The sequence below is a fragment of the Streptomyces sp. R21 genome (genome assembly GCF_041051975.1).
GTDB lineage: Bacteria > Actinomycetota > Actinomycetes > Streptomycetales > Streptomycetaceae > Streptomyces.
In genome coordinates, this window is sequence record NZ_CP163435.1 from 2,130,871 (window position 1) to 2,150,926 (window position 20,056).

Genomic DNA, 20,056 nt, shown 5'->3' on the forward strand with positions numbered 1-20,056 from the left:
CGCGGCGCGCGCGGCCGGGCCCCATTCGCGGGACACAGACGCCCGAGCGGGTGACATCGCCCGGGGGTCGGCCGGGTCAGTTGTGCAGGGAGACCAGTTCCTGCTCCAGGCCGCGGCCCCGCCGCTGCACCACGACGGAGGCGACGTCGGAGAGTTTGCGGTTGGTGCCCTGCGAGATCCGGCGCAGGACACCGAAGGCGGTGTCCGCGTCGCAGCCGAGGACGTGCATGACGATGCCGCACGCCTGGTCGACGACGGGCCGTGAGCGCAGCGCGGCCTCCATCTGGTCCAGCTCGACGAGCGCGGCGCGGTAGGAGCGGTCGCGGACCAGGCAGGTCGCGGCGAGGTCGCCCAGCGCGCGGGCCGGGCCGTGCGGGGCGTCCTCCAGGGCGCCGGGCCGGAAGCTGTACAGGCTGAGGGTCACGGTGAGGCCGGAGCGCCGGAAGGGAATCGTGACGCTGGAGCGCACACCCGAGTCGAGGGCGACGGCGCGGTAGTCGGGCCAGCGGTCGTCCCGCAGCAGGTCCGTCGCGTCGACGGGCTCGCCGCGTTCCAGTGCGGCGGGGATCGGTCCGTCGCCGGAGCGGAGCTGGACCGAGACGAGTCCGGCGAGATCGGGGTGGGTCACCGCGGCGGGCCGGTCCTCGGCGCGCTCGCTGCCCGCGACCATGCTGCTGGCGCCGCAGCAGTCGACGGTGCAGCGGACGGCCTGTCGGGCGAGTTCCGAGAGCCTCCTGACCGGAAGTGAAGATTCCGGTGATTCCGTTCCCACATAGCCGAGTTGTCCGGTGTCCGGCATGGTTCACCCCTCCTCTGCGGTTCGCCTTCCCGCTCACCTGCGCGGAAAACGGCTTCGACGAGATCCGCCTCCGGCCACCCGCGGAACGCCCTGCTCGGGATACGTTCCTCGCATGGCGCAGACCGATGAATTCGGTGAAGAACTCGCGGACTTCGTGCGCCGTGTGGCAGAGCTCAAAGCCGCACGGTCCGTACCGGCCGAGGATCTCCCGACCGTGCTCGACGCGGCGATCTTCGAACTCGACCATGTGGCGGACCAGTTGTGGCCGTGGTACGAGCGGCTCTCCTCGGGCGGGTCCCCGGGCGGCGGCTCCCCGGACCGCCAGGAGCAGCAACTGTTGAAGGCGCTCTTCCAACGGCTGCCGGTGCCGGTGGCGCTGGTGGACCGCGAGACGGTGGTGCGCAGGCTGAACTTCGCGGCGACCTCGTTCACCGGAGTCCGCGCCGGTTATGCGACGGGCCGCCCGCTGACCGGGTTCCTCGCGCACGCCGACCGGGCCGCGTTCCGTTCCCAGGCCGCGGCGGTGGCGCGCGGGGAGGGCGACCGCAGCCTCACGGTGCACCTCCAGCAGCGGCCCTCCGTGCCGGTCGGGGCCACGCTCGCCGCGCTGCGGCCCAGCGGCGAACTGCGCAACGCCGTCGTCGTAGTACTGACGCCGTCGGACAACCGGGTGCCGTCCGGCGACAGCGGAACCGGCCCGATCCCGAGCCTCACCGAGACGACGCGGCACACCACGCTGATGGATCTGGTGGACGCGATGACCAGCGCGCTGCTGAGCGGCCCCGCACGGGACCGGGCCGCGGTGCTGGAGCGGGCGTCCGGGGTGCTGTGCGAACGGTTCGCGGACTGGGTCGTGGCGGACTCGGGGGCGCTGCCGCTGACCCGTACGAGAGTCCTCGGCCCGCCCGACTCCGCCGAGGCGGCACGGGACCTGGCCGCGCAGGCCCCCGCCGCGTGCCCCCTCGTCGTGGAGGCGGCACGCGGCGGGGCCACGGCGCTTCAGGTGCGCCCCGAGGACCCGGAGGCCTTCGGCCGTGACGCCTCGGGCGCCCCGGTCCTCGTACGCGCGAATGTGACGTCCCTGCTCTGTGTGCCGCTGGCCGTCCCGTCGGGCCCCGTCCGGGGGGTGCTCACGCTGTTCCGGAGCGGGGCCCGGCTGGCGTTCTCGATGGCCGAGGCGCAGGCGATGGACATGATGTCCCGTCATATCGCGCTGGCGATGGCGCGAGCGGAGTGAGGCGCGAGGCCTGTCCGGCGGCACACGCCGCGGACTTGGGCCCTATGCCGCGTCCTGCATGACCTGCTCGCGCAGCCGGTTGCAGCAGCGGCTGATCAGGCGTGAGACGTGCATCTGGGAGATGCCGAGCTCTTCGGCGATGCTGCTTTGGGTCATGTCGCCGAAGAACCGCATGTAGAGGATGGCGCGTTCGCGTTCGGGCAGGGCGCGCAGCCTCGGCTTGACGGCCTCGCGGTCGACGACGGTGTCGAGGGCCGGGTCGGGCGAGCCGAGCGCGTCGCTGAGCGAGTACCCGTCCTCGCTGCCCGGCAGCTCGGCGTCCAGGGACAGCGCGGTGTAGCTTTCCAGGGCCTCCAGGCCCACCAGTACGTCCTCCTCGCTCATGTTGGCGTGCTTGGCGATCTCGGCGACGGTGGGCCTGCGGCCGGACACGGTCTGCGCGAGGTCCTGGGAGGCGAACCGTACGCGGTTGCGCAGGTCCTGGACCCGGCGCGGTACGTGCAGGGTCCACATGTGGTCGCGGAAGTGGCGTTTGATCTCACCGGTGACGGTCGGGACGGCGTAGCTCTCGAAGGCGTTCCCGAGCTCGGGGTCGTACCGGTCCACGGCCTTGACCAGGCCCAGCGCGGCGACCTGGCGCAGGTCGTCGAGGCTCTCGCCGCGGCTGCGGAAGCGGCCGGCGAGCCGTTCGGCCATGGGCAGCCAGGCCTCGACGATCTCCTCGCGGAGCGTGTCGCGCTGCTGCCCAGGGGGCAGCTTGGCGAGCTTGCGGAACGCCTCAGCCGTATCGGGGGCGTCGTCGTGCGGATGGTGCTTCGCGGTTGCAGTGCGCATGATGCGTCGCAACTCCCTTATCGGTGCCTTGAGTTGGGACAGTCACCGTGGGAGCACGCGGATGCACAGGACGAGCACACCCGCGGCGGCAGTCAGCCGTTCCCACGGACGTGCCTCCTGTCCGAAGCACTGACACTCGCCTGCCCCGGTCCTCCCGGGGTAAACACGGGGCAAGTTTTCCCGGTGGCACCGAACCGCTCTCCCGCTTCCCTGGAGACGGTGCGCCTCGAACTGGCGCGGCTGCTGGGTCGAGGCCCTGGAGCGGCTGCCGCGCCAGGCGCGCTACGCCACGGTGCAGGAACTGGCCGAAGCGGTCGTCGGCACCGGAGAACCCGACGACAACGCATAGCACCGGGGCTCAGGGGTACTGCGGCGGACACCACCCTGATGCGCCCCTACCCCCACCACCGGGGAACGCAGGAAAGGCCCACAGCCATGGCTGATTTCGTAAGGGAAGTCATGACGCCAGGCGTCGCCGCGGTACGACCGGACGCCTCGCTCGTCGAAGCCGCACAGCTGATGCGCGCCCAGGACATCGGCGACGTCCTGGTCACCAGTGACCACCAGGTCATCGGGGTGCTCACCGACCGTGACATCACGCTGCGGGCCGTCGCCGACGGCGTCGACCCGCTGACCGTGAGCGCCCAGGCCGTGTGCACCCCCGACCCGGTGGTGGTCGGCCCGGACGACGCGGTGACCGCCGCGATCACGCTGATGCGCGACCACGCGGTACGCCGGCTGCCGGTCGTCGAGGACGGGCACGCCGTGGGCATGGTCAGCCTCGGCGACCTGGCACGCGCACAGGACCCGGCCTCGGCGCTCGCCGACGTCAGCCGCGCAGAACCGGACGGCTGGCCAGGGGCCGCTCCCGCATGAGGACGGCATCCTCGAGTCACTGCTGCCCGGCGGCGCGGACCGGTAGGTTGCGCGGACCGCCGGGTTTCAAGGCCGCCGTCCGAGCAGGCACAGCAGCTTCGTCTGCACGTACGCTCCGGGCGGCGGCTGTACCGGTGCCGCGAACAGGCCGCTCTTCTCCAGCTCCGCCGCGTACGGCGTGACCTCGCGCATCGCGAAGTCGACCAGGTCGTCCGGGAGTTGCTCGTCGGCGCCGATCGCGCGGGACAGGTCCCAGGCGTGCACGAGGAGGTCGGTGGTCAGCTGGGTGCAGTAGTCGCGGCCCGCGGTGTCACCGAACGAGAGATGGACCGTGCGCTCCAGCGCGTCCGGCGCGGCGAACGCGGCGCGGGCGCCGCGCGCGGCCGTGTCCCAGGAGGCGGCCGGGTCGAGGCCGAGCACATCGCCGTCGAAGGCGTCGCCGACGAAGTCGACGGTGGCGCCGTCCCGGACCATCGGCGCCACCCACAGCTGCTCGGACACGAGGTGGTTCACGAGGTCGCGCACGCTCCAGTCGGTGCAGGGCGTGTCTGCGCCCCACTGGTCGTCGCGGACGGCGTGGACGCGGTCTCCGAACAGGTCGAGGGCCTCGCCGTGCCTGTCGAGCAGCGGGTGCCTGTCCGCCATCGCGGTCATGCCCCTCCGGGTGCCCGGTCGCGCGCGCCCTCACGGGTGCGTCCCGCCGCGACGGGGCGGCGCGGGTTGCGGCGCAGGTACTCGCCCTCCAGCTGGGCCATGCGCTCGTTGTGGGTACGCAGCGCGTCGTTGGAACCGTGCAGCAGCGTGTCGTGGCGCGTGCGGTGGATCGTCTCCAGCTCTTTCATCAGCTGCTGGTCGTCCAGCCGATCCGGGTCGACTCCGTTCATGGTGGTACCCCGCTCGTCGAGTGCCTTCACTGCGGTCCGGGTACCCGCCCGGCGAGCAATACCCCGAGCGGAGTCCGGGAGGGAGCCATGGATCTCGTCCTTCTCCCCCCACTCTACGAACATCCGGGTCCGTGGGCCTCCCAAGTGAGCGCTTGTCCAGGCCGCCGGGCCCGGCCCGGCGAGCCCGGCCCGGCGAGCCCGGTCTACCGGGCCCGCTCCACCCGGCGCTCGTCCCACACCGGCTCCGTCGTCTCGCGGACGCGGCCGTCGGAGCCGAAGACCAGGTAGCGGTCGAAGGAGCGGGCGAACCAGCGGTCGTGGGTGACCGCGAGGACCGTGCCCTGGTAGGCCTCCAGGCCCTCCTGGAGGGCCTCCGCGGACTCCAGGTCGAGGTTGTCGGTCGGCTCGTCGAGCAGCAGGACCGTGGAGCCCTCCAGCTCCAGCAGGAGGATCTGGAAGCGGGCCTGCTGGCCGCCGGACAGCTTCTCGAAGCGCTGCTCGGCCTGCGCGGTCAGTTCGTAGCGCCGCAGCCGGGACATGGCGGCACCGCGGTCCTGGGAGTGCTCCTGCCACAGGATGTCGAGCAGTGTGCGGCCCTGGAGCTCCGGGTGGGCGTGCGTCTGCGCGAAGTGTCCGGGCACGACGCGGGCGCCGAGTTTCCACTCCCCCGAGTGCGCGACCGTGTCACCGGCCAGCAGCCGCAGGAAGTGGGACTTGCCCGAGCCGTTGGAGCCGAGCACGGCGACGCGCTCGCCGTAGAACACCTCCAGGTCGAAGGGGTTCATCAGGCCGGTGAGCTCAAGTCCCTTGCAGGTGACGGCCCTTACACCGGTACGCCCGCCGTGCAGGCGCATCGTGATGTCCTGCTCACGCGGCGGCTCCGGCGGCGGCCCGGCCTCCTCGAACTTCCTGAGGCGGGTCTGCGCGGCCTGGTAGCGGGACGCCAACTCATGGCTGATGGAGGCGGCCTGACGGAGGTTCAGCACAAGCTTCTTGAGCTGGGCGTGCTTCTCGTCCCAGCGGCGGCGCAACTCCTCGAAGCGCGCGAAGCGTTCCTGCCGTGCCTCGTGGTACGTGGCGAAGCCGCCGCCGTGCACCCAGGCATCCGCTCCGGTGGGGCTGGGCTCCACGCTGACGATCTTCTCGGCGGCGCGGGCGAGGAGTTCGCGGTCGTGCGACACGAACAGCACCGTCTTGCGGGTCTCCCCCAGCCGCTCCTCCAGCCAGCGCTTGCCGGGGACGTCGAGGTAGTTGTCCGGCTCGTCCAGGAGCAGCACCTCGTCGGTGCCGCGCAGCAGCGCCTCCAGCACGAGCCGCTTCTGTTCACCGCCGGAGAGCGTGCGCACCTGACGCCACTGCGCCTTCTCGTACGGGATCCCGAGCGCGGCCATGGTGCAGATGTCCCAGAGCGTCTCGGACTCGTACCCGCGCACCTCGGCCCAGTCGGAGAGCGCCTGCGCGTACCGGAGCTGCGCGGCCTCGTCGTCGACGGTCATGAGCGCGTGCTCGGCGGCGTCGACGGCCCGCGCGACCTCGCGGATGCGGGGCGGTGCGACCGACACGAGCAGCTCCCGTACGGTCGTCTCGTCCCGTACGGAGCCCACGAACTGCGGCATCACGCCGAGCCCGCCACTCACGGTGACGGTTCCCCCGTGCGGCTTCAGCTCCCCGGAGATCATGCGCAGCAGGGTCGTCTTGCCCGCCCCGTTCGGCCCGACCAGGGCGACGACGGCTCCTTCGCCCACCCGGAACGACACATCGCCGAGCAGCACCCTCCCGTCGGGAAGGTAGTACTCGAGATGTGCGGCTTCCAGATGTCCCATGGGGAGGCATTCTCCGGGGGACGGGAGTTCCGGGCAAACGCATATCGGCCCAGGCGGGAACCGGAGGCGAGACGCGGGGCGAGAAAACGCCCGCTCCGGGTACTCGACTCCCATGATCCCAGACGTCGACCTCACCGTCCGCCTGCCGGGACACCACGTCCTGCGGGACCGGTTCCTTTCCGCCGACTGCCGTCTCTTCGAGGCGGTGGCGGCCCGCCACTGGCCGGGCTGCGACCGCCTGCTCCCCCGCCTGAGCCGTAGCGCGAACCACGGTCTGCTGTGGTTCGCCACGGCGGCCGTGCTCACCGCGAGCCGCACCCCGCGGGGCCGCCGGGCCGCCGCCCGGGGCCTCGCCTCGCTCGCTCTCGCCTCCGCCACCATCAACACCCTCGGCAAGCGCTCGGTGCGCCGCCCCCGCCCGGCCCTGGACGCGGTCCCGCCGATCCGGCACCTGCACCGGCAGCCGATCACCACGTCGTTCCCCTCGGGCCACTCCGCGTCGGCCGCGGCGTTCGTGACGGGGGTGGCGCTGGAGTCCCGCAGCTGGGGTGCGGCGGTGGCGCCGCTCGCCACCGCGGTCGCCGTCTCCCGCGTCTACACCGGCGTCCACTTCCCCAGTGACGTCCTCGTGGGCGCGGCCCTCGGCGTGGGCGCCGCGTATGCCGTACGGGGCATGGTGCCGACCCGTGACCAGATCCCGCCGCCCGGCCGACCGCGTGCGGACGCGCCCGCGCTTCCGGAGGGCGAGGGCCTGGTCATGGTGGCGAACACCGGCGCGGGCACCTCGGACCGCGTCTGTGCGCTGCGCGACGCTCTGCCGCTCGCGGAGACCGTGGAGTGCGAGCCGGCCGACATGAAGGACGAGCTGGAGAAGGCGGCGACCCGGGCCCGGGTCCTCGGGGTGTGCGGCGGCGACGGCACGGTGAACGCCGCCGCCGAGGTCGCCCTGCGCCACGACCTGCCGCTCGCCGTCCTGCCGGGCGGCACCCTGAACCACTTCGCTCTCGACCTCGGCGTGGAGGACGTCCACGATCTGACCCGCGCCGTCCGGCAGGGCGACGCCGTCCGCGTGGACGTGGGCCACTTCTCGTCGGCCGACAGGCAGGGCTGTTTCCTCAACACCTGCAGTCTGGGCGTCTATCCGAATCTGGTGCGCGAGCGCGAGCGGTGGTCCCGTCGGATCGGCGGCTGGCCGGCCGGGATCCTCGCGGCCCTGCGGGTCCTGCGCACCGACCACCATCCACTGGAGACCGAACTCCGGGGCGAGGCCCACCCGTTGTGGCTGCTGTTCGCCGGCAACGGGACGTACCACCGGATGGGGCTCGCGCCCGCCCGCCGCATCGACCTCGCGGACGGGCTGCTCGACGTGCGCGTCGTGCACGGCGGGCGGCGACCGGCCGTCCGGCTGCTGGCCGCGGCCATGGCGGGACCGCTGACGCGCTCCCCCGCCCACGCGGCGGTACGGGTGCGCCGGCTGCGGGTGGGCGGGGTCGCCCCCGGCACGCTCCTCGCCTACGACGGCGAAGTCACGGAGGTGTCCGGCGAGGTGACACTCCAAAAGCTCCCGGAGGCACTGTCGGTCTACCGGCCGTTGCCGCTCCACTGACCACCCTTCCACCCCCCTTCAGCACGCACCGAACACGTCGGGGCGTCCATATTGCAAGATACGGGTCTCATTATTCGACATGCGCGCGTACGGTGATGCGTACCGACAAAGAAGGGGAGCGGCCATGTCGAAGGCGCAGGAGACCGCCGTATACACCCATGGGCACCACGAGTCGGTGCTCCGTTCGCACGTCTGGCGCACCGCCGCCAACTCGGCGGCGTACCTCCTCGGTTCGCTGAAGCCCCACATGCGGATCCTGGACATCGGCTGCGGTCCGGGCACCATCACCGCCGACCTGGCCGCGCTGGTCCCGGACGGCCGGGTCACCGCCGTCGACCACGCGCCGGGCATCCTGGACCAGGCCCGGCGACTGTCCGAGGAACGGGGCCTGGAGAACGTCGAGTTCGCGGTGGCGGACGTCCACGCGCTGGACTACCCGGACAACACGTTCTGCGTGGTCCACGCCCACCAGGTGCTCCAGCACGTGGGCGACCCTGTGCAGGCGCTGCGCGAGATGCACCGCGTGACCAGGCCGGGCGGGTTCATCGCGGTGCGCGACGCGGACTACTCGGCGATGACCTGGTATCCCGAACTGCCGGGCATGACCGACTGGCTGGACCTGTATCTGCGCGTGGCCCGCGCCAACGGGGGCGAGCCGGCCGCCGGTCGGCGCCTGAAGGCGTGGGCCCTGCGGGCCGGGATCACCGACATCACGGCCACGTCCAGCACCTGGACCTTCGCCACCGAGGACGAGCGCGCGTGGTGGAGCGGCCTGTGGGCCGACCGCACGATGGCGTCGGCGTACGCGGACCGCGCCACCGAGGGCGGCCACGCGACCGTCGGCCAACTCCGGGCCCTGTCGGACGCTTGGCGGGAGTGGGGGCGCCAGGAGGACGGCTGGTTTGCCGTACTGCACGGAGAAATTCTCTGCAGAAAAGACGTCTGATTTCCCCGTTCCGGGCAACTCGGAACGACAGGAGGTCACACTATGGTTCCCATCCTTTTGGTGCTACTGCTGGCGCTGGTCCTCTTCGGATTCGGATTCGCCGTGAAACTGCTGTGGTGGCTCGCGGTGATTGTTCTGATCGTGTGGTTGCTGGGATTCCTGGTACGTGGTACGAGCGCGACAGGAACCAGGGGCCGCTGGTATCGGTGGTAGCCCTATTCTCTGGGAAGTAACGGTCCGAGCGGCCCGAGGTCCGGATTCAGGCCCTCGGGCCGCAGCCCGTACCGCTCCCGCAGCTCCGTCATGCGCTCCTCCAGCAGCTGGAACGTCATCCTTCGTGCGGTCCACGAGTTCCACGAATTCCTCGGATCCGATCGCGGGACAAGATAGGTGGCGTTGAGCACATTCACACCGGGGGAACGGGACAGCTGAGCATTCTGCCCCGCGTGCACGCGGGTGTCCTCCGCGTAGACGGAGAGGTTTCCGTGCAGCTGCCGCGCGCATTCGTCGGCCCGTCCCCGTATGTTCTCCCGATCCTGATTCCGCATGCGCCGCCAACGCAGACAGTCGCGTCCGGTGGCCGCTTTACCAGCCTGGTCGGACTTCTTCACCGACTCCTCCGGGGAGTCGCCGCCGGATTCCTCCGCGTAGACCTTGACGCCCCATTCCACCCGGCCGTCGAGCCGTTCTCGGTGCGTTCGAAGGAGGACACGGACTCCGCCCGCATGCCGGTGAGGTCGGTCTGTTCTCAGCCACGCAGCGCGTCGAGGCGGCGGCGGGCCGGGCCGAGGGCGCGTCCCCTGACCAGCAGCCCGGCCCAGGGGTTGGCACGGCCCTGTTCGACGGCGTTCTCGATGGTCCAGCGCTGTGCGTCGAGGTCCGGTGCGTCGAGCTGGTCCCAGGCGAGGGGGACGGCGACCGGAGCGCCGGGCTTGGCGCGGACGCTGAAGGGGGCCACGGCGGTCTGCGCATAGGCGTTGCGCTGCACGTCGAGGTAGAGCCGGTCGCCGCGCTCCTTCTTTCGGGCAGCCGTGGTGAGCCGGTCGGGGTGGGCCGCGGCGAGGGTGTCGGCGACGTCCTTGGCGAACGCCCGCACTCCGTCGAAGCCTTGGCGTCCGTCGAGGGGCACGACGACGTGCAGCCCGCGCGAGCCGGTCGTCATCAGCGCGGAGGGCAGCTTCAGTTCGTCGAGCAACTCGCCCAGCAGATGGGCGGTTTCGCGTACGGCGGGGAACTCGTCCCCGGTCGAGGGGTCGAGGTCGAAGACCATGCGGTCGGGACAGTCGAGCTTGCCGACCCGGGACAGCCAGCGGTGCACGGTGAGACAGGCCTGGTCGGCGAGGTAGACGAGGGTGGCGGAGTCCTGGCACAGGGTGTGCGTGACGGTGCCGCCCTCCTTGGACACCTCGGCCCGCTCGATCCACTCCGGGTAGTGCTCCGGGGTGTTCTTCTGCATGAACATCGGGCCGCCGACACCGTCGGGGTGCCGTTCCAGCATCAGCGGGCGACCGCGCAGGTGCGGCACCATGAAGGAGGCGACGGACCGGTAGTACTCGACGAGGTCGCTCTTCGTGTACTCCTCGTTCTTCGCCCGGCCGCCGTTCCCCTCACCGGGGAACAGCACCTTGCCCGGCCGGTGGACCTCCACCGTGCGGCGGCCGACCCGCATCGTTGGTGCGCTGCTCATCGTCACTCCTTCCTGGCTGATGTACGGCGCGCACACCGGCGTCCATGACCTCAGCGCACGACCGCCTGCTCCACCAGCAGCTGCGCCGCCGCCACGATGGACTCCGCGTCGATGCCCGCGGCGTGCAGCTGCTCCTCGGGGCTCGCCGAGCCCGGCATCGTACGGACGGCGAGGCGGACCAGGCGGGGGACGGGACGCCCGTCGAGGAAGGCGTCGAGTACGGCGTCCCCGAGGCCGCCCTCCTCGCGGTGGTCCTCGACGGTGACCAGGCAGCCGGTGCGTTCGGCGGCCTCGCGCAGGGTGCGGCGGTCGACGGGCTTGACGGAGTAGAGGTCGATCACCCGGGCCTGGATGCCCGCGCGGTCCAGGGCGTCCGCGGCGGCCAGCGCCTCGTGGACGGTGGCGCCCGCCGCGACGATGGTCAGCCGGTCCTCGTAGGAGGCGCGGAGCACCTTGCTGCCGCCGATCGGGAACTCCTCGGTGGGGCTGTAGATGACGGGGCTCTCGCCGCGCGAGGTGCGCAGATAGCGGACGCCCTCGCAGCCGGCCATCGCGCCGACCAGCTTCGCCGTCTGGTTGGCGTCGCACGGGTAGAGCACGGTGGACCCGTGCACCGCGCGGAACATGGCCAGGTCCTCCAGGCCCATCTGGGAGGGTCCGTCCTGGCCTATGGCGACGCCCGCGTGCGAGCCGACGAGGTTGATGCCGGCGCCGCTGATCGAGGCCATCCGCACGAAGTCGTGGGCGCGGGTGAGGAACGCGGCGAACGTCGAGGCGTACGGCACCCAGCCGCGCGCCGCGAGCCCGACCGCGGCGGCGACCATCTGCTGTTCGGCGATGTAGCACTCGAAATAGCGGTCGGGGTACTCCTTGGCGAAGAACTCCGCGCGCGTGGAGTCACCGACCTCGCCGTCCAGCGCGACGATGTCACCGCGCGCGGCGCCGAGCGCGGCGAGCGCCTGCCCGAAGGCGTCGCGGGTGGCGACCTTGTCGCCGATGTCGTAGCGCGGAGGGTCGAGGTGTCCGGCCCGCACCGCGTGCAACATCCTTGCTGCGGGCGGCTGTTGGACCTCGACGCGGCGGTCGTGGTTGCCACCGAGTTCGGCGATGGCCTCGTCGGGGTCCTTGAGCGGTTTGCCGTGCATGCCCTCGCGGTCCTGGACGGCTTCGACGCCCTTGCCCTTGAGGGTGCGGGCGAGGATCACGGTCGGCTGCCCGCTGGTGGACTTCGCCTCGGCGTACGCGCGCTCGATCGCCTCGACGTCGTGGCCGTCGACCTCGACGGTGTGCCAGTCGAAGGCCCGGAAGCGGCGGGCGTACGCGCCGAGGTCGTGGCCGTGCCGGGTGGGCCCGCGCTGGCCGAGCCGGTTGACGTCGATGATCACGGTGAGGTTGTCGAGGTGCTCGTGTCCGGCGTGCTCGGCCGCCTCCCAGATGGAGCCCTCGGCGAGTTCGCTGTCGCCGCACAGCACCCAGACGCGGTAGCCGGTGCGGTCGAGCCGCTTCCCGGCGAGCGCGATGCCGACCCCGACGGGCAGCCCCTGCCCCAGCGAGCCGGTCGCCGTCTCGACCCACGGCAGCCGCTGCGGAGTGGGGTGCCCTTCGAGCCTGCTGCCGAGCTTGCGGAAGGTCAGCAGCTCGCTGTCACTGATCGCCCCGGCCGCCTTGTACGCCGCGTACAGCAGCGGCGAGGCATGCCCCTTGGAGAGGACGAAGCGGTCGTTGCCGGGGTGGGCGGGGCGATCGAAGTCGTAGCGGAAGTGACGGGCGAGCAGCACCGCCATCAGATCGGCGGCGCTCATCGAGGAGGTGGGATGCCCGGAGCCCGCCGCGGCGGACGCGCGCACACTGTCGACGCGCAACTGCTGGGCGAGGTCGCTGATCTGACGGGTATTCATGACACTCCTTCGGCAGGGTTGTCGGATCCCGGGGCGGTGGGCTTGGCGGGGGTCGGTGCCGGGGGGCGGGTGGGGCCGGCCTCGCCGGCACCGGCACCAGGCGGACTCCCCGGCGCCCCCACCCGCGCCAGCTCCGGCGAAGCGGTGTCCAGGGGGACCGACCACGAGCGGACGAGGCCCAACTGCACGGCCTGGCGGGGCAGTACGGCGTCCAGGAGCCAGTCGGCGGCTACGCGGATGCGGTTGCCGGGCATCGCGGCGAGGTGGTAACCGCGGGTGACGAGGCCTGCGGCCGGGCCGGACAGGGGGATGCCCAGCGGGTTGGCGGCGGCCTTCACTCCGCCGAGATCGACGGTGAAGCCGAGGTCGCGGTGGCGGTAGGCGCGCAGGTCGCCGAAGCCCAGCGAGGCGGCGACGTTGTGGCCCGCGGTCCTGCCCTGTCGCCAGGCGTGCTGCGCGGTCATCGTCGTGTACTGGCCGGGCTTCTCCAGATCGGGTACGGCCGCCGCGTCGCCGCAGGCGAACACCTCGGGGCGGCCCGGCACTTGGAGGTAGGGGTCGACCAGCAGCCGGCCCCGTTCCATCGGCAGCCCGAGGGACTCGGCGAGCGGATCGGGCCGTACGCCGACGCACCACACGAGGCTGCGGCTGTCGATGAACTCCCCGTCGCTGAGCATGACTCCGGTCGAGGTCGCCTCCTTCACGGAGGTCTCGGTGCGTACGTCGACGCCACGCTGCCGCAGCACGCGGTCCGCGGTGCGCGAGAGCCGCTCGTCCAGTTCGGGCAGCACACGGGGCGCGACGTCGAGCAGCAGCCAGCGCGGCCGTATGCCCTCCCGCAGGGGCCGCTTGCGGACCAGCGCGTCGGTGAACAGCTGCCCGTGCGCGGCGACTTCGGTTCCGGTGTAGCCCGCGCCGACCACCACGAAGGTGCACCGCGCGGCGGAACTCTTGGGGTCGTCCGCGGTTGCCGCGAGCTCCACCTGCCGGGTCACGTGGTCGCGCAGGTACAGCGCCTCGGGCAGACCGCGGAAGCCGTGTGCGTGCTCGGCGACACCGGGGATCGGCAGCAGCTTGTTGACGCTGCCGGCGGCGAGCACGAGCCGGTCGTACGCCAGTGTCCCGCTGCCCCCTTCGGGGTCGCTGTAGCGCACGGTCCGCGCGTCGAGATCGATACCGTCGGCCTCACCGAGCACCAGGCGTACGTCGGGCAGCGTCCCGGAGAGCGAGACGGTGACGCGGCGCGGCTCCAGTACCCCGGCGGCGACCTGGGGCAGCAGGGGGAGGTACAGGAAGTAGTCCGTCGGGTTCAGCAGAGTGACGTCGGCCTTGTTCCGGGTCAGCCGGGCCAGCGTGCGGGCCGTCCGGTACCCGGCGAAGCCGGCGCCGACGATCACGATGCGGGGTCGAGCCACGGTTCGCCTCCGGTGGGGCGGCTGCGGGGGGCATGTGTCGGTTTCCCCGGAGCCGCCCGGGTCGCGTGCGGGTCTTTCCGCGTCCCCCTGGTCAGGGCCCCCAAACGCGGACACGAACGGCGTTTGCCGGGCATCCGCGGGGTTACCCGCCCGGTGAACCGACCCGATCCGCTCCGTCGTGGAGGTGCCTTGATGGCCGAGTACGGCTACTTCCTGTCGTGCGAGGAGTTCGGACCGGCCGATCTCGTCGAGCAGGCCCGAATGGCCGAACAGGCCGGATTCCAGTCGCTGTGGATCTCCGACCAGCGCGCCTTCTTCGACTTCTACCGCACCAAGGTGCTCCCGCAGCTCCAGGAGGGCGGCCGCTGATGACCACCGGTCCGGGCGCGATCCGGCGGTTCCATCTGCACATCCGCGGCATCGGCGCTCGCCCCGGCGGCTGGCACATGGCCCGCTACAACCTGGCGTTCGGGCCGCCCCTGTTCGTGCCGCTGCTGATGAGCATGGTGGGCGGCATGGGGCTGCCGGCGTCGGTGCTGCGGAGGGAGAAATGACGCAGGCCGTGATGGAGGACATCCTGCGCGCGGCGGGCGCGAGCGAGCTGATGACGGCGGAGCGGTACGCGCATCCGATGGGCGGCTGCCGGATGGGCGCAGGCCCCCAACACGTGGTCGTGGAGGTCGAGTTGCGCTCCTTTCCCGTCCCCAACGTGCTGCTCAGCGACCTGGCAGCCGGGCACCTCACGGCCGGGGCGCGGGGTGGTCTACGGGCACCGGCACGCCGGGGCGCGCGATGAGGATCCACCCGCCCGCGGTGTCGGCGTACACGGTCCTCACGGACGTACCCGAGGCGGACGGCACCCTCGCCTGGGACAGCACGACGGTGGTGATCTGCGAGGTGACGGCGGGCGACGCGACCGGCACGGGCTGGACGTACGGCCCGGCAGCGGTCGCCGACCTGCTGAACGAGCAGCTCGCGCCGGTCGTCACCGGCCTCGACCCGATGAACATCCCCGCCGCGCACGACGCAATGTGCCGCGCGATCCGCAACACCGGTCGCCCCGGCGTCGCGTCCTGCGGGATCTCCGCCCTCGACATCGCCCTGTGGGACCTCAAGGCCCGGCTGCTCGAACTCCCCCTCGTCCAGCTCCTCGGCGCCGCCCGTACGGAGGTGCGGGTCTACGGCAGCGGCGGCTTCACGACCTACCACGACAAGCACCTGGCCGCCGAACTCAACGGCTGGGTGCACGGACAGGGCATCCCCCGCGTGAAGATCAAGGTCGGCGAGAGCTGGGGGCACTCAGTGCCCCGCGACCTGTCCCGGGTCCGGACCGCATGCGAAGTCATCGGCCCCCAGGCGGAGTTGTACGTCGACGCGAACGGCGCCTACACCCGTAAACAGGCGGTACGGGTCGGTCACGCGTTCGCGGAGCAGGGCATGGGCTGGTTCGAGGATCCGGTGTCGTCCGACGACCTGACCGGACTGCGGGTGGTCCGCGACGCCTTGGTCTGCGATGTGGCGGCGGGTGAATACGGCTACGACCTGCCGTACTTCGCCCGCATGGTCGCGGCGGGCGCCGTCGACTGCCTCCAGGTGGACGCCACCCTCCCCCACTGCCTTAAGGGCGTGGGAGGTACCCCCAGCGGCGGCCTCACCGAGTTCCTGCGCGCGACGCTGCGGACCGGGGAAGTGGAGCAGTACCGGGTCGCGTAAGCGCGTGGACCCCGTACCGCTATGACTTCTTCGGCGTACTGCCATGCCTTCGACTCCAGGCGGCGCCTCAGCCTCCGTGCGACCAGGGCGCCCACGCCCGCGCCGAGGACGGCGGCCCGGCCCATGCCGGCCCGGTTGCGAGACAGCCGGTCCTGCGAACTGCCGGGCAGGGCCTGGGAGTCGAAGCTTCCGCGGGCGCCGAAGTCGTGGCCCTGCGGGCCGTCGCGCCCCGCGCGAGCACGGCGACCCGGTCGCCACGGGCGGCGAAGGCACGGGCCGTGGCCCGTCCCACGCCGCCGCAGGCTCCGGTCACCACGACGGCCCTGCGGCTGCCGCCCGCTGCTCACCGTGCCGGGTAGTGCGGTGCCTCGGGGTCGATGTCGTCCGGCCGCGGCGCACCCACGCCCGCGGCACTCGGCGACGGCGCACCCGCGCCGAGCGTCCCGGTCGCCCCGACGGCCCCACCGGGCGCGACGGACGGCACCGGCGGATACGGTCCGCCCGTGCCACCGGGCGGGAAGCCGGGTGCCATGCCGCCGATCACGCGCCCGCCGCCGCCTTGCAGGTCCGCGGCGTGTTCCGGCGTGGTGTGCCGGGTCCCGGCGGGCCGGGCCGCTGCGCGCAGCACGGCGCCCGCGACGGCGAGCAGCACGGCGCTGATCAACGCGGCGGCCCAGCCGGGCAGCCCGAGCGCGAGCGCGAGGCCGACCGCGAGCGCCACCACGGCGCCGACGTACAGGGCAAGGGCACCGGACGCGGCCGTGCGGCGCTGCTTGCGGGTCTGTTCCCGCAGCTCGTCGCGTACGGCCTCACGAGCCACCTGCGCCAGCTCGTCCACGAGGTCCTTGTCCAGATGTTCCAGATGTTCCAAGCGGTCCATGGCGGCCGGGTACCCGCCGCACACCGCGTTACGCACCGGTTGCGGCGGGTACCCGCGCGGCTCGCACAGTTCCTGGACCGGTTCGCCGCGTTGCGGCAGGACGTGCTCGCGCATGCCGAGTCCCCCGAAACGATCTCGTTCCCGTCCCGCCCCAACTAGGCTTTTCCGCATGGAAATTCTGGGAGCCACGCTGCGGATCTGCGTCGACGACCTGGAGGCTTCGGTCCCCTTCTACGAGAGGCTGGCCGGTGGCTCCGCCCTGCGGTTCGAGCGCGGTGGCGTCTCGGTGGCCGCGGTCGGCTGCTTCTTGCTGATGAGCGGGCCCGCGGCCGAGTTGGACATCCTGCGCAAGGTCGCCGCGACGATCGCCGTCAAGGACGTCGAGGAGGCCCGGCAGGTCCTCAGCGACTCGGGCGCCCGCATCCTCGCGGGGCCCGTCGCCACACCGGCGGGCCGCAACCTCATCGCCATGCATCCGGACGGCAGCGTGTACGAGTACGTGGACCGGGGGGCGTGAGGGCCTTTTCGCGCCTCGGGTCCGGCGGCTAGGAATCCGGCCGCATCCGGAAGTCGTACCGCTCCGGCAGCGGCTCCTCGGTCAGCCGTGCCCACAAGTGTCCGATCGCCTCCGCACCCTCCCGGAGGTCGGCCACCTCGAACCCCGCGTCGAAGACGGCCCGGGCGGCCTCCCGGTCGCCCTCCGCGAGGAGCAACTCCGCCTCGATCAGCCGGAATCGACCCCGCTCGCGCGTAGCGGGCCGCAACCGCTCCCACACCCCCCGCGCCTCCCCCACCCGCCGCACCGCGAGCAACGCGGCAATGGCCTCGCGCCCGAGCGCGGCCGTGGCCGCCGTCCACGTCTCGCCGTCGTCGCGCCGCTCCTGGCACAGATCGTCGAAGGCGTCGGCATACCGGTCGGCGGCCCGCTCGGAGTTGCCGGCCTCCAGGTCGGCAACGGCGAGGCAGCGCAGCAACGGCCAGAGGGAGGGGGCGAGTTCGAGGGCGCGCTCCCAGCTGCGCACGGCCTGCGCGAGATCGCCGGCATGCCACTGGGCGACGCCGAGGTGGTACTCGGTGAGCGGCTTGGCGGGCGCCGTCTCCAGCATGTCCCGCCAGGGCCGCGCGACAAGGGTTTCGCCGGGCGCCCCGACCCGGCGGGGTTCGGGAAGAGAGCCGGAGCGGAGAAGTTCGAGCCAGGGCGCCTGCGCGTCACCGAGGGTGGACTCGTCGAAGGGGGTGCCGGCCAACTTGTAGCCGGCGCGCAGCACTTCGAGGGCACCCCAGCCGGAGCCGACGGCCAGCGTCTCGCCGGGTTCGGTGTCGGCGTACGGCTTCCACGCGTCGTAGGCGGCCTCGACGGCGGCCCGGGGCAGCACGGCCTCCAACCGCTCCTCGGCCTCCGTGCGCGCCGCCGCCCAGTCCGGCCCGTGCACGGCGGGCACGTCCGCGCTCAGCGGCCCATACGCCTCCAGCCAGGACACCTCGCTCTCCGCGTCGAGCCGTACGTGCTCCAACTGTGTGCGGGCGAGCCCGGCCTGGATCTCGCAGTAGCCGCCGGTGCCGGGCTCGGTGAGCCATTCCTGCCAGCGACGCCCGCCGGGTCCCGCGCCCCACACGAACAGCTTGCGTCCGCGCAGCGCATCGGTCGACGTCTGGACGAGCCCGTCGCCCGCGTCGTCGAGGGCGGCGATCCAGCGGCGCTGCCCGTCGGACACCTCGTAGAAGTAGTCGGCGGGGAAGGTGCTGTTCAGCGGGTACGTGCGGTCGATGTCGTCGTGATCCGGGACGGGCACCCGGCGAAGGCGTCGCTCATAGCCGAACTGCCAGGCTTCCTCCGCCGGCGCGAGCACCCGGCGTTCCTCGGGCACCGCGATGTTGGACCACCAGTAGGTGGGCGTGGGCTTCTCGTGGGGGTTGCGGACGCGGACGCCGACGTAGAGGAAGTCGGAGCCCTCCGGCAGCCACAGGTCGACCTGGAACGGCAGGTCGCGCAGCCGTTCCCACTCCCAGAGGCGCAGCATCTCCCCGCCGTCGGGGGCGGGGACGCGGGCGGCGTGCAGAGGTGAGCAGGACAGGGTGGTGTGGCCGGTGGCGCCGATGTTCCATTCGATGCCGCCGGAGAACCAGGCGCCGTTGAGGGCGAAGCAGGAGGGCTGCAACACCGGGTTGCGGTAGAGGAGTTCACGTCCGGTGGGCTTGTGCAGCAAGGAGGCGATCCGGCCGCCGAGGCCGGGGAGGACCACCGCGCGCAGCCGGTCGTTCTCGATCACGATCGCGTCGATGCCACGGGGTTCGCGGCGCCGCTCGTACCCGTCCTTGACGCGCTCGGGCAGGACGCTGTGCAGGGGCGCGTAACCGATCTGCCGGGCCATGTCGCGCGGCAGGATCTCGCGGTCACGGTCGTCGATGCGGTGCATCTCATCCAGGGGACGCAGCGGCGGCAGCGGGTTGCTCGGCCCCAACTCCGCTGCGGGCAGCGTCAGTACGTCACGTCGGATCGTCGTCACGTCGACCATGGAACATCGCTCGGGAGGACCTGACCAGGGTGTCTCCCGGTCAGGATTCCGCAAAGGCGGCCACGACGATGTCGGTGAGCAGGGCCCCCGCCGTTCCCTCGGGGTCCAGGTCGGGGTCGTAGATGGTGATGTTGAGGCCGGCGCAGTGCGGTGAGCGGACCAACGGGCGCAGCAGCGCGAGGAGTTCGTCGGGGAGCAGTCCGTCGGGGTCGGGGCTGTCCACGGCGGGCATCACGGTCGGGTCGAGGCAGTCGGCGTCGAGGTGCACCCAGAAGCCGGCCAGGTGCGGCGGTTCGAGGGTCCCCACGGCGGCCCGGGCGACGGTGTCGGCGCCCCATTCGCGGATCTCGCCGACGGTCACCGCCGGGATCTTCAGCGCCGCGAGTTCGGCGCGCTCGTCGTCGTAGTCCCGGATGCCGAAGAGCCGTACGTCCTCCTCCTGGAGGTAGGGCTTCAGGCCTTCGAGGTCGGTGAGGTCGTCCTGTCCGCGTCCGGTGGCGAGGGCGAGTTCCTCGCCTCCTGCCGCTCCGACCCGGTCCGAGTTGCCGGGGTGGCGGAAGTCGGCCGAGCCGTCGACGGCGGCCAGCCCGTACCGGCCGATGCGGCGCAGCGCGAGCGAGGCGCCGAGCTGGATGGAGCAGTCGCCGCCGAGGACGACCGGCAGGTCACCGGCGCGCACGTGCTGCTCGATGCGGTCGGCCAACTTGCGTGTGTAGGAGGCGATGGCCGCCGCGTTGAACACGCCGTCGCCCTCCTGCCAGTCGCCCCGGTCGTAGCGCGGCGGTACGACGACCCCGCCCTCCCGGGCGCCGAGCCGCTGCACGATCCGCTGCTCGCGCAGCGCGCCTGCGAGCTTGTAGCAGCCGGGGACCGTGCCGGGCGCGGGCGGACGCAGGCCGAGGTTGGAGGGGGCGTCCAGGACCACGAGGTCGCGTATCGGGC

General features: G+C 72.2%; 21 protein-coding genes and 3 pseudogenes. 10 read left to right on the forward strand and 14 right to left on the reverse strand.

Annotated elements, in window-relative coordinates; translation table 11 throughout:
* Positions 1-76: 76 nt before the first annotated feature.
* Entirely contained in the window at positions 77-799 is a 723-nt protein-coding gene (locus AB5J56_RS09675) for an ANTAR domain-containing response regulator (protein WP_369232018.1), read from the reverse strand.
* 112 nt (positions 800-911) lie between these two features.
* Here AB5J56_RS09675 and AB5J56_RS09680 point away from each other — a divergent pair, with 112 nt between their 5' ends.
* Positions 912-2,036: a PAS domain-containing protein gene (locus AB5J56_RS09680; protein WP_369232020.1), complete on the forward strand. Its 1,125-nt coding sequence runs from the start codon at positions 912-914 to the stop codon at positions 2,034-2,036.
* Between the two features lie 42 nt (positions 2,037-2,078).
* On the opposite strand, the gene AB5J56_RS09685 is transcribed toward AB5J56_RS09680, so the two are convergent.
* Positions 2,079-2,870: an RNA polymerase sigma factor SigF gene (locus AB5J56_RS09685; protein WP_369232022.1), complete on the reverse strand. Its 792-nt coding sequence runs from the start codon at positions 2,868-2,870 to the stop codon at positions 2,079-2,081.
* Positions 2,871-3,305: 435 nt separating this feature from the next.
* Between AB5J56_RS09685 and AB5J56_RS09690 the strand changes: the two genes are divergently transcribed.
* On the forward strand, positions 3,306-3,746 hold the full coding sequence (locus AB5J56_RS09690; RefSeq protein WP_369232024.1) for a CBS domain-containing protein: 441 nt from the start codon (positions 3,306-3,308) through the stop codon (positions 3,744-3,746).
* Between the two features lie 66 nt (positions 3,747-3,812).
* On the opposite strand, the gene AB5J56_RS09695 is transcribed toward AB5J56_RS09690, so the two are convergent.
* The 3 genes from AB5J56_RS09695 to AB5J56_RS09705 all read right to left on the reverse strand — a co-directional run bounded on the left by AB5J56_RS09695 (position 3,813) and on the right by AB5J56_RS09705 (position 6,453).
* Positions 3,813-4,391 (reverse strand): TIGR03086 family metal-binding protein, encoded by a 579-nt coding sequence (locus AB5J56_RS09695; protein WP_369232026.1) that lies wholly within the window; start codon positions 4,389-4,391, stop codon positions 3,813-3,815.
* 5 nt (positions 4,392-4,396) lie between these two features.
* Positions 4,397-4,660 (reverse strand): DUF6158 family protein, encoded by a 264-nt coding sequence (locus tag AB5J56_RS09700; RefSeq protein WP_369232028.1) that lies wholly within the window; start codon positions 4,658-4,660, stop codon positions 4,397-4,399.
* Between the two features lie 173 nt (positions 4,661-4,833).
* On the reverse strand, positions 4,834-6,453 hold the full coding sequence (locus AB5J56_RS09705) for an ABC-F family ATP-binding cassette domain-containing protein (protein ID WP_369232029.1): 1,620 nt from the start codon (positions 6,451-6,453) through the stop codon (positions 4,834-4,836).
* Positions 6,454-6,565: 112 nt separating this feature from the next.
* Here AB5J56_RS09705 and AB5J56_RS09710 point away from each other — a divergent pair, with 112 nt between their 5' ends.
* The 3 genes from AB5J56_RS09710 (at position 6,566) to AB5J56_RS09720 (ending at position 9,218) form a co-directional block, all read left to right on the forward strand.
* Complete coding sequence (locus tag AB5J56_RS09710) at positions 6,566-8,059, forward strand: bifunctional phosphatase PAP2/diacylglycerol kinase family protein (RefSeq protein WP_369232031.1); 1,494 nt, start codon at positions 6,566-6,568, stop codon at positions 8,057-8,059.
* A gap of 124 nt (positions 8,060-8,183) precedes the next feature.
* Positions 8,184-9,005 carry a class I SAM-dependent methyltransferase gene (locus AB5J56_RS09715; RefSeq protein WP_369232033.1) on the forward strand — a complete coding sequence of 274 codons (822 nt, stop codon included), beginning with the start codon at positions 8,184-8,186 and terminating at the stop codon, positions 9,003-9,005.
* A gap of 42 nt (positions 9,006-9,047) precedes the next feature.
* Positions 9,048-9,218: a hydrophobic protein gene (locus AB5J56_RS09720; protein WP_369232035.1), complete on the forward strand. Its 171-nt coding sequence runs from the start codon at positions 9,048-9,050 to the stop codon at positions 9,216-9,218.
* Between the two features lie 2 nt (positions 9,219-9,220).
* On the opposite strand, the pseudogene gvpK reads toward AB5J56_RS09720, so the two are convergent.
* The 5 genes and pseudogenes from gvpK to AB5J56_RS09745 all read right to left on the reverse strand — a co-directional run.
* Positions 9,221-9,337: pseudogene (gene gvpK / locus AB5J56_RS09725) on the reverse strand (gas vesicle protein GvpK); the annotation flags it as partial.
* A 96-nt stretch (positions 9,338-9,433) separates the two neighbouring features.
* Positions 9,434-9,676, reverse strand: a pseudogene (locus tag AB5J56_RS09730) (GvpL/GvpF family gas vesicle protein); the annotation flags it as partial.
* A gap of 77 nt (positions 9,677-9,753) precedes the next feature.
* Positions 9,754-10,692: a non-homologous end-joining DNA ligase gene (gene ligD / locus AB5J56_RS09735; protein WP_369232037.1), complete on the reverse strand. Its 939-nt coding sequence runs from the start codon at positions 10,690-10,692 to the stop codon at positions 9,754-9,756.
* Positions 10,693-10,742: 50 nt separating this feature from the next.
* Positions 10,743-12,590 (reverse strand): transketolase, encoded by a 1,848-nt coding sequence (locus AB5J56_RS09740; protein ID WP_369232039.1) that lies wholly within the window; start codon positions 12,588-12,590, stop codon positions 10,743-10,745.
* The gene (locus AB5J56_RS09745; RefSeq protein ID WP_369232041.1) at positions 12,587-14,005 is read right to left on the reverse strand and encodes an NAD(P)/FAD-dependent oxidoreductase; all 1,419 of its coding nucleotides are present in this window, start codon (positions 14,003-14,005) and stop codon (positions 12,587-12,589) included. The genes AB5J56_RS09740 and AB5J56_RS09745 overlap by 4 nt, the downstream gene beginning before the upstream one ends.
* Positions 14,006-14,197: 192 nt before the next feature.
* On the opposite strand from AB5J56_RS09745, the pseudogene AB5J56_RS09750 reads away from it, so the two are divergent.
* From AB5J56_RS09750 to AB5J56_RS09765, 4 genes and pseudogenes are all read left to right on the forward strand, one after another.
* A pseudogene (locus AB5J56_RS09750) lies at positions 14,198-14,308 on the forward strand (LLM class F420-dependent oxidoreductase); the annotation flags it as partial.
* Positions 14,309-14,373: 65 nt separating this feature from the next.
* The gene (locus AB5J56_RS09755; RefSeq protein ID WP_369232043.1) at positions 14,374-14,559 is read left to right on the forward strand and encodes a hypothetical protein; all 186 of its coding nucleotides are present in this window, start codon (positions 14,374-14,376) and stop codon (positions 14,557-14,559) included.
* Positions 14,556-14,801: a GMC oxidoreductase gene (locus AB5J56_RS09760; RefSeq protein ID WP_369232045.1), complete on the forward strand. Its 246-nt coding sequence runs from the start codon at positions 14,556-14,558 to the stop codon at positions 14,799-14,801. The genes AB5J56_RS09755 and AB5J56_RS09760 overlap by 4 nt, the downstream gene beginning before the upstream one ends.
* Complete coding sequence (locus tag AB5J56_RS09765) at positions 14,798-15,718, forward strand: enolase C-terminal domain-like protein (protein WP_369232046.1); 921 nt, start codon at positions 14,798-14,800, stop codon at positions 15,716-15,718. Before AB5J56_RS09760 ends, AB5J56_RS09765 begins: the two co-directional genes overlap by 4 nt.
* A 67-nt stretch (positions 15,719-15,785) precedes the next feature.
* Here the strand turns inward: AB5J56_RS09765 and AB5J56_RS09770 are convergent, their stop codons facing one another.
* Positions 15,786-16,034 carry a hypothetical protein gene (locus AB5J56_RS09770; protein WP_369232048.1) on the reverse strand — a complete coding sequence of 83 codons (249 nt, stop codon included), beginning with the start codon at positions 16,032-16,034 and terminating at the stop codon, positions 15,786-15,788.
* A gap of 27 nt (positions 16,035-16,061) precedes the next feature.
* Positions 16,062-16,598, reverse strand: coding sequence for a phage holin family protein (locus tag AB5J56_RS09775; RefSeq protein WP_369242469.1), 537 nt, complete (start codon positions 16,596-16,598; stop codon positions 16,062-16,064).
* 169 nt (positions 16,599-16,767) lie between these two features.
* On the opposite strand from AB5J56_RS09775, the gene AB5J56_RS09780 reads away from it, so the two are divergent.
* Complete coding sequence (locus AB5J56_RS09780) at positions 16,768-17,115, forward strand: VOC family protein (RefSeq protein ID WP_369232050.1); 348 nt, start codon at positions 16,768-16,770, stop codon at positions 17,113-17,115.
* 28 nt (positions 17,116-17,143) lie between these two features.
* Here the strand turns inward: AB5J56_RS09780 and AB5J56_RS09785 are convergent, their stop codons facing one another.
* Together AB5J56_RS09785 and AB5J56_RS09790 are read right to left on the reverse strand one after the other, a co-directional pair.
* A complete protein-coding gene (locus AB5J56_RS09785; protein WP_369232052.1) occupies positions 17,144-19,114 on the reverse strand; it encodes a DUF5107 domain-containing protein in 1,971 nt (656 codons plus the stop codon).
* Positions 19,115-19,154: 40 nt separating this feature from the next.
* A complete protein-coding gene (locus AB5J56_RS09790; RefSeq protein WP_369242471.1) occupies positions 19,155-20,051 on the reverse strand; it encodes an arginase family protein in 897 nt (298 codons plus the stop codon).
* Between the last annotated feature and the right edge of the window lie 5 nt (positions 20,052-20,056).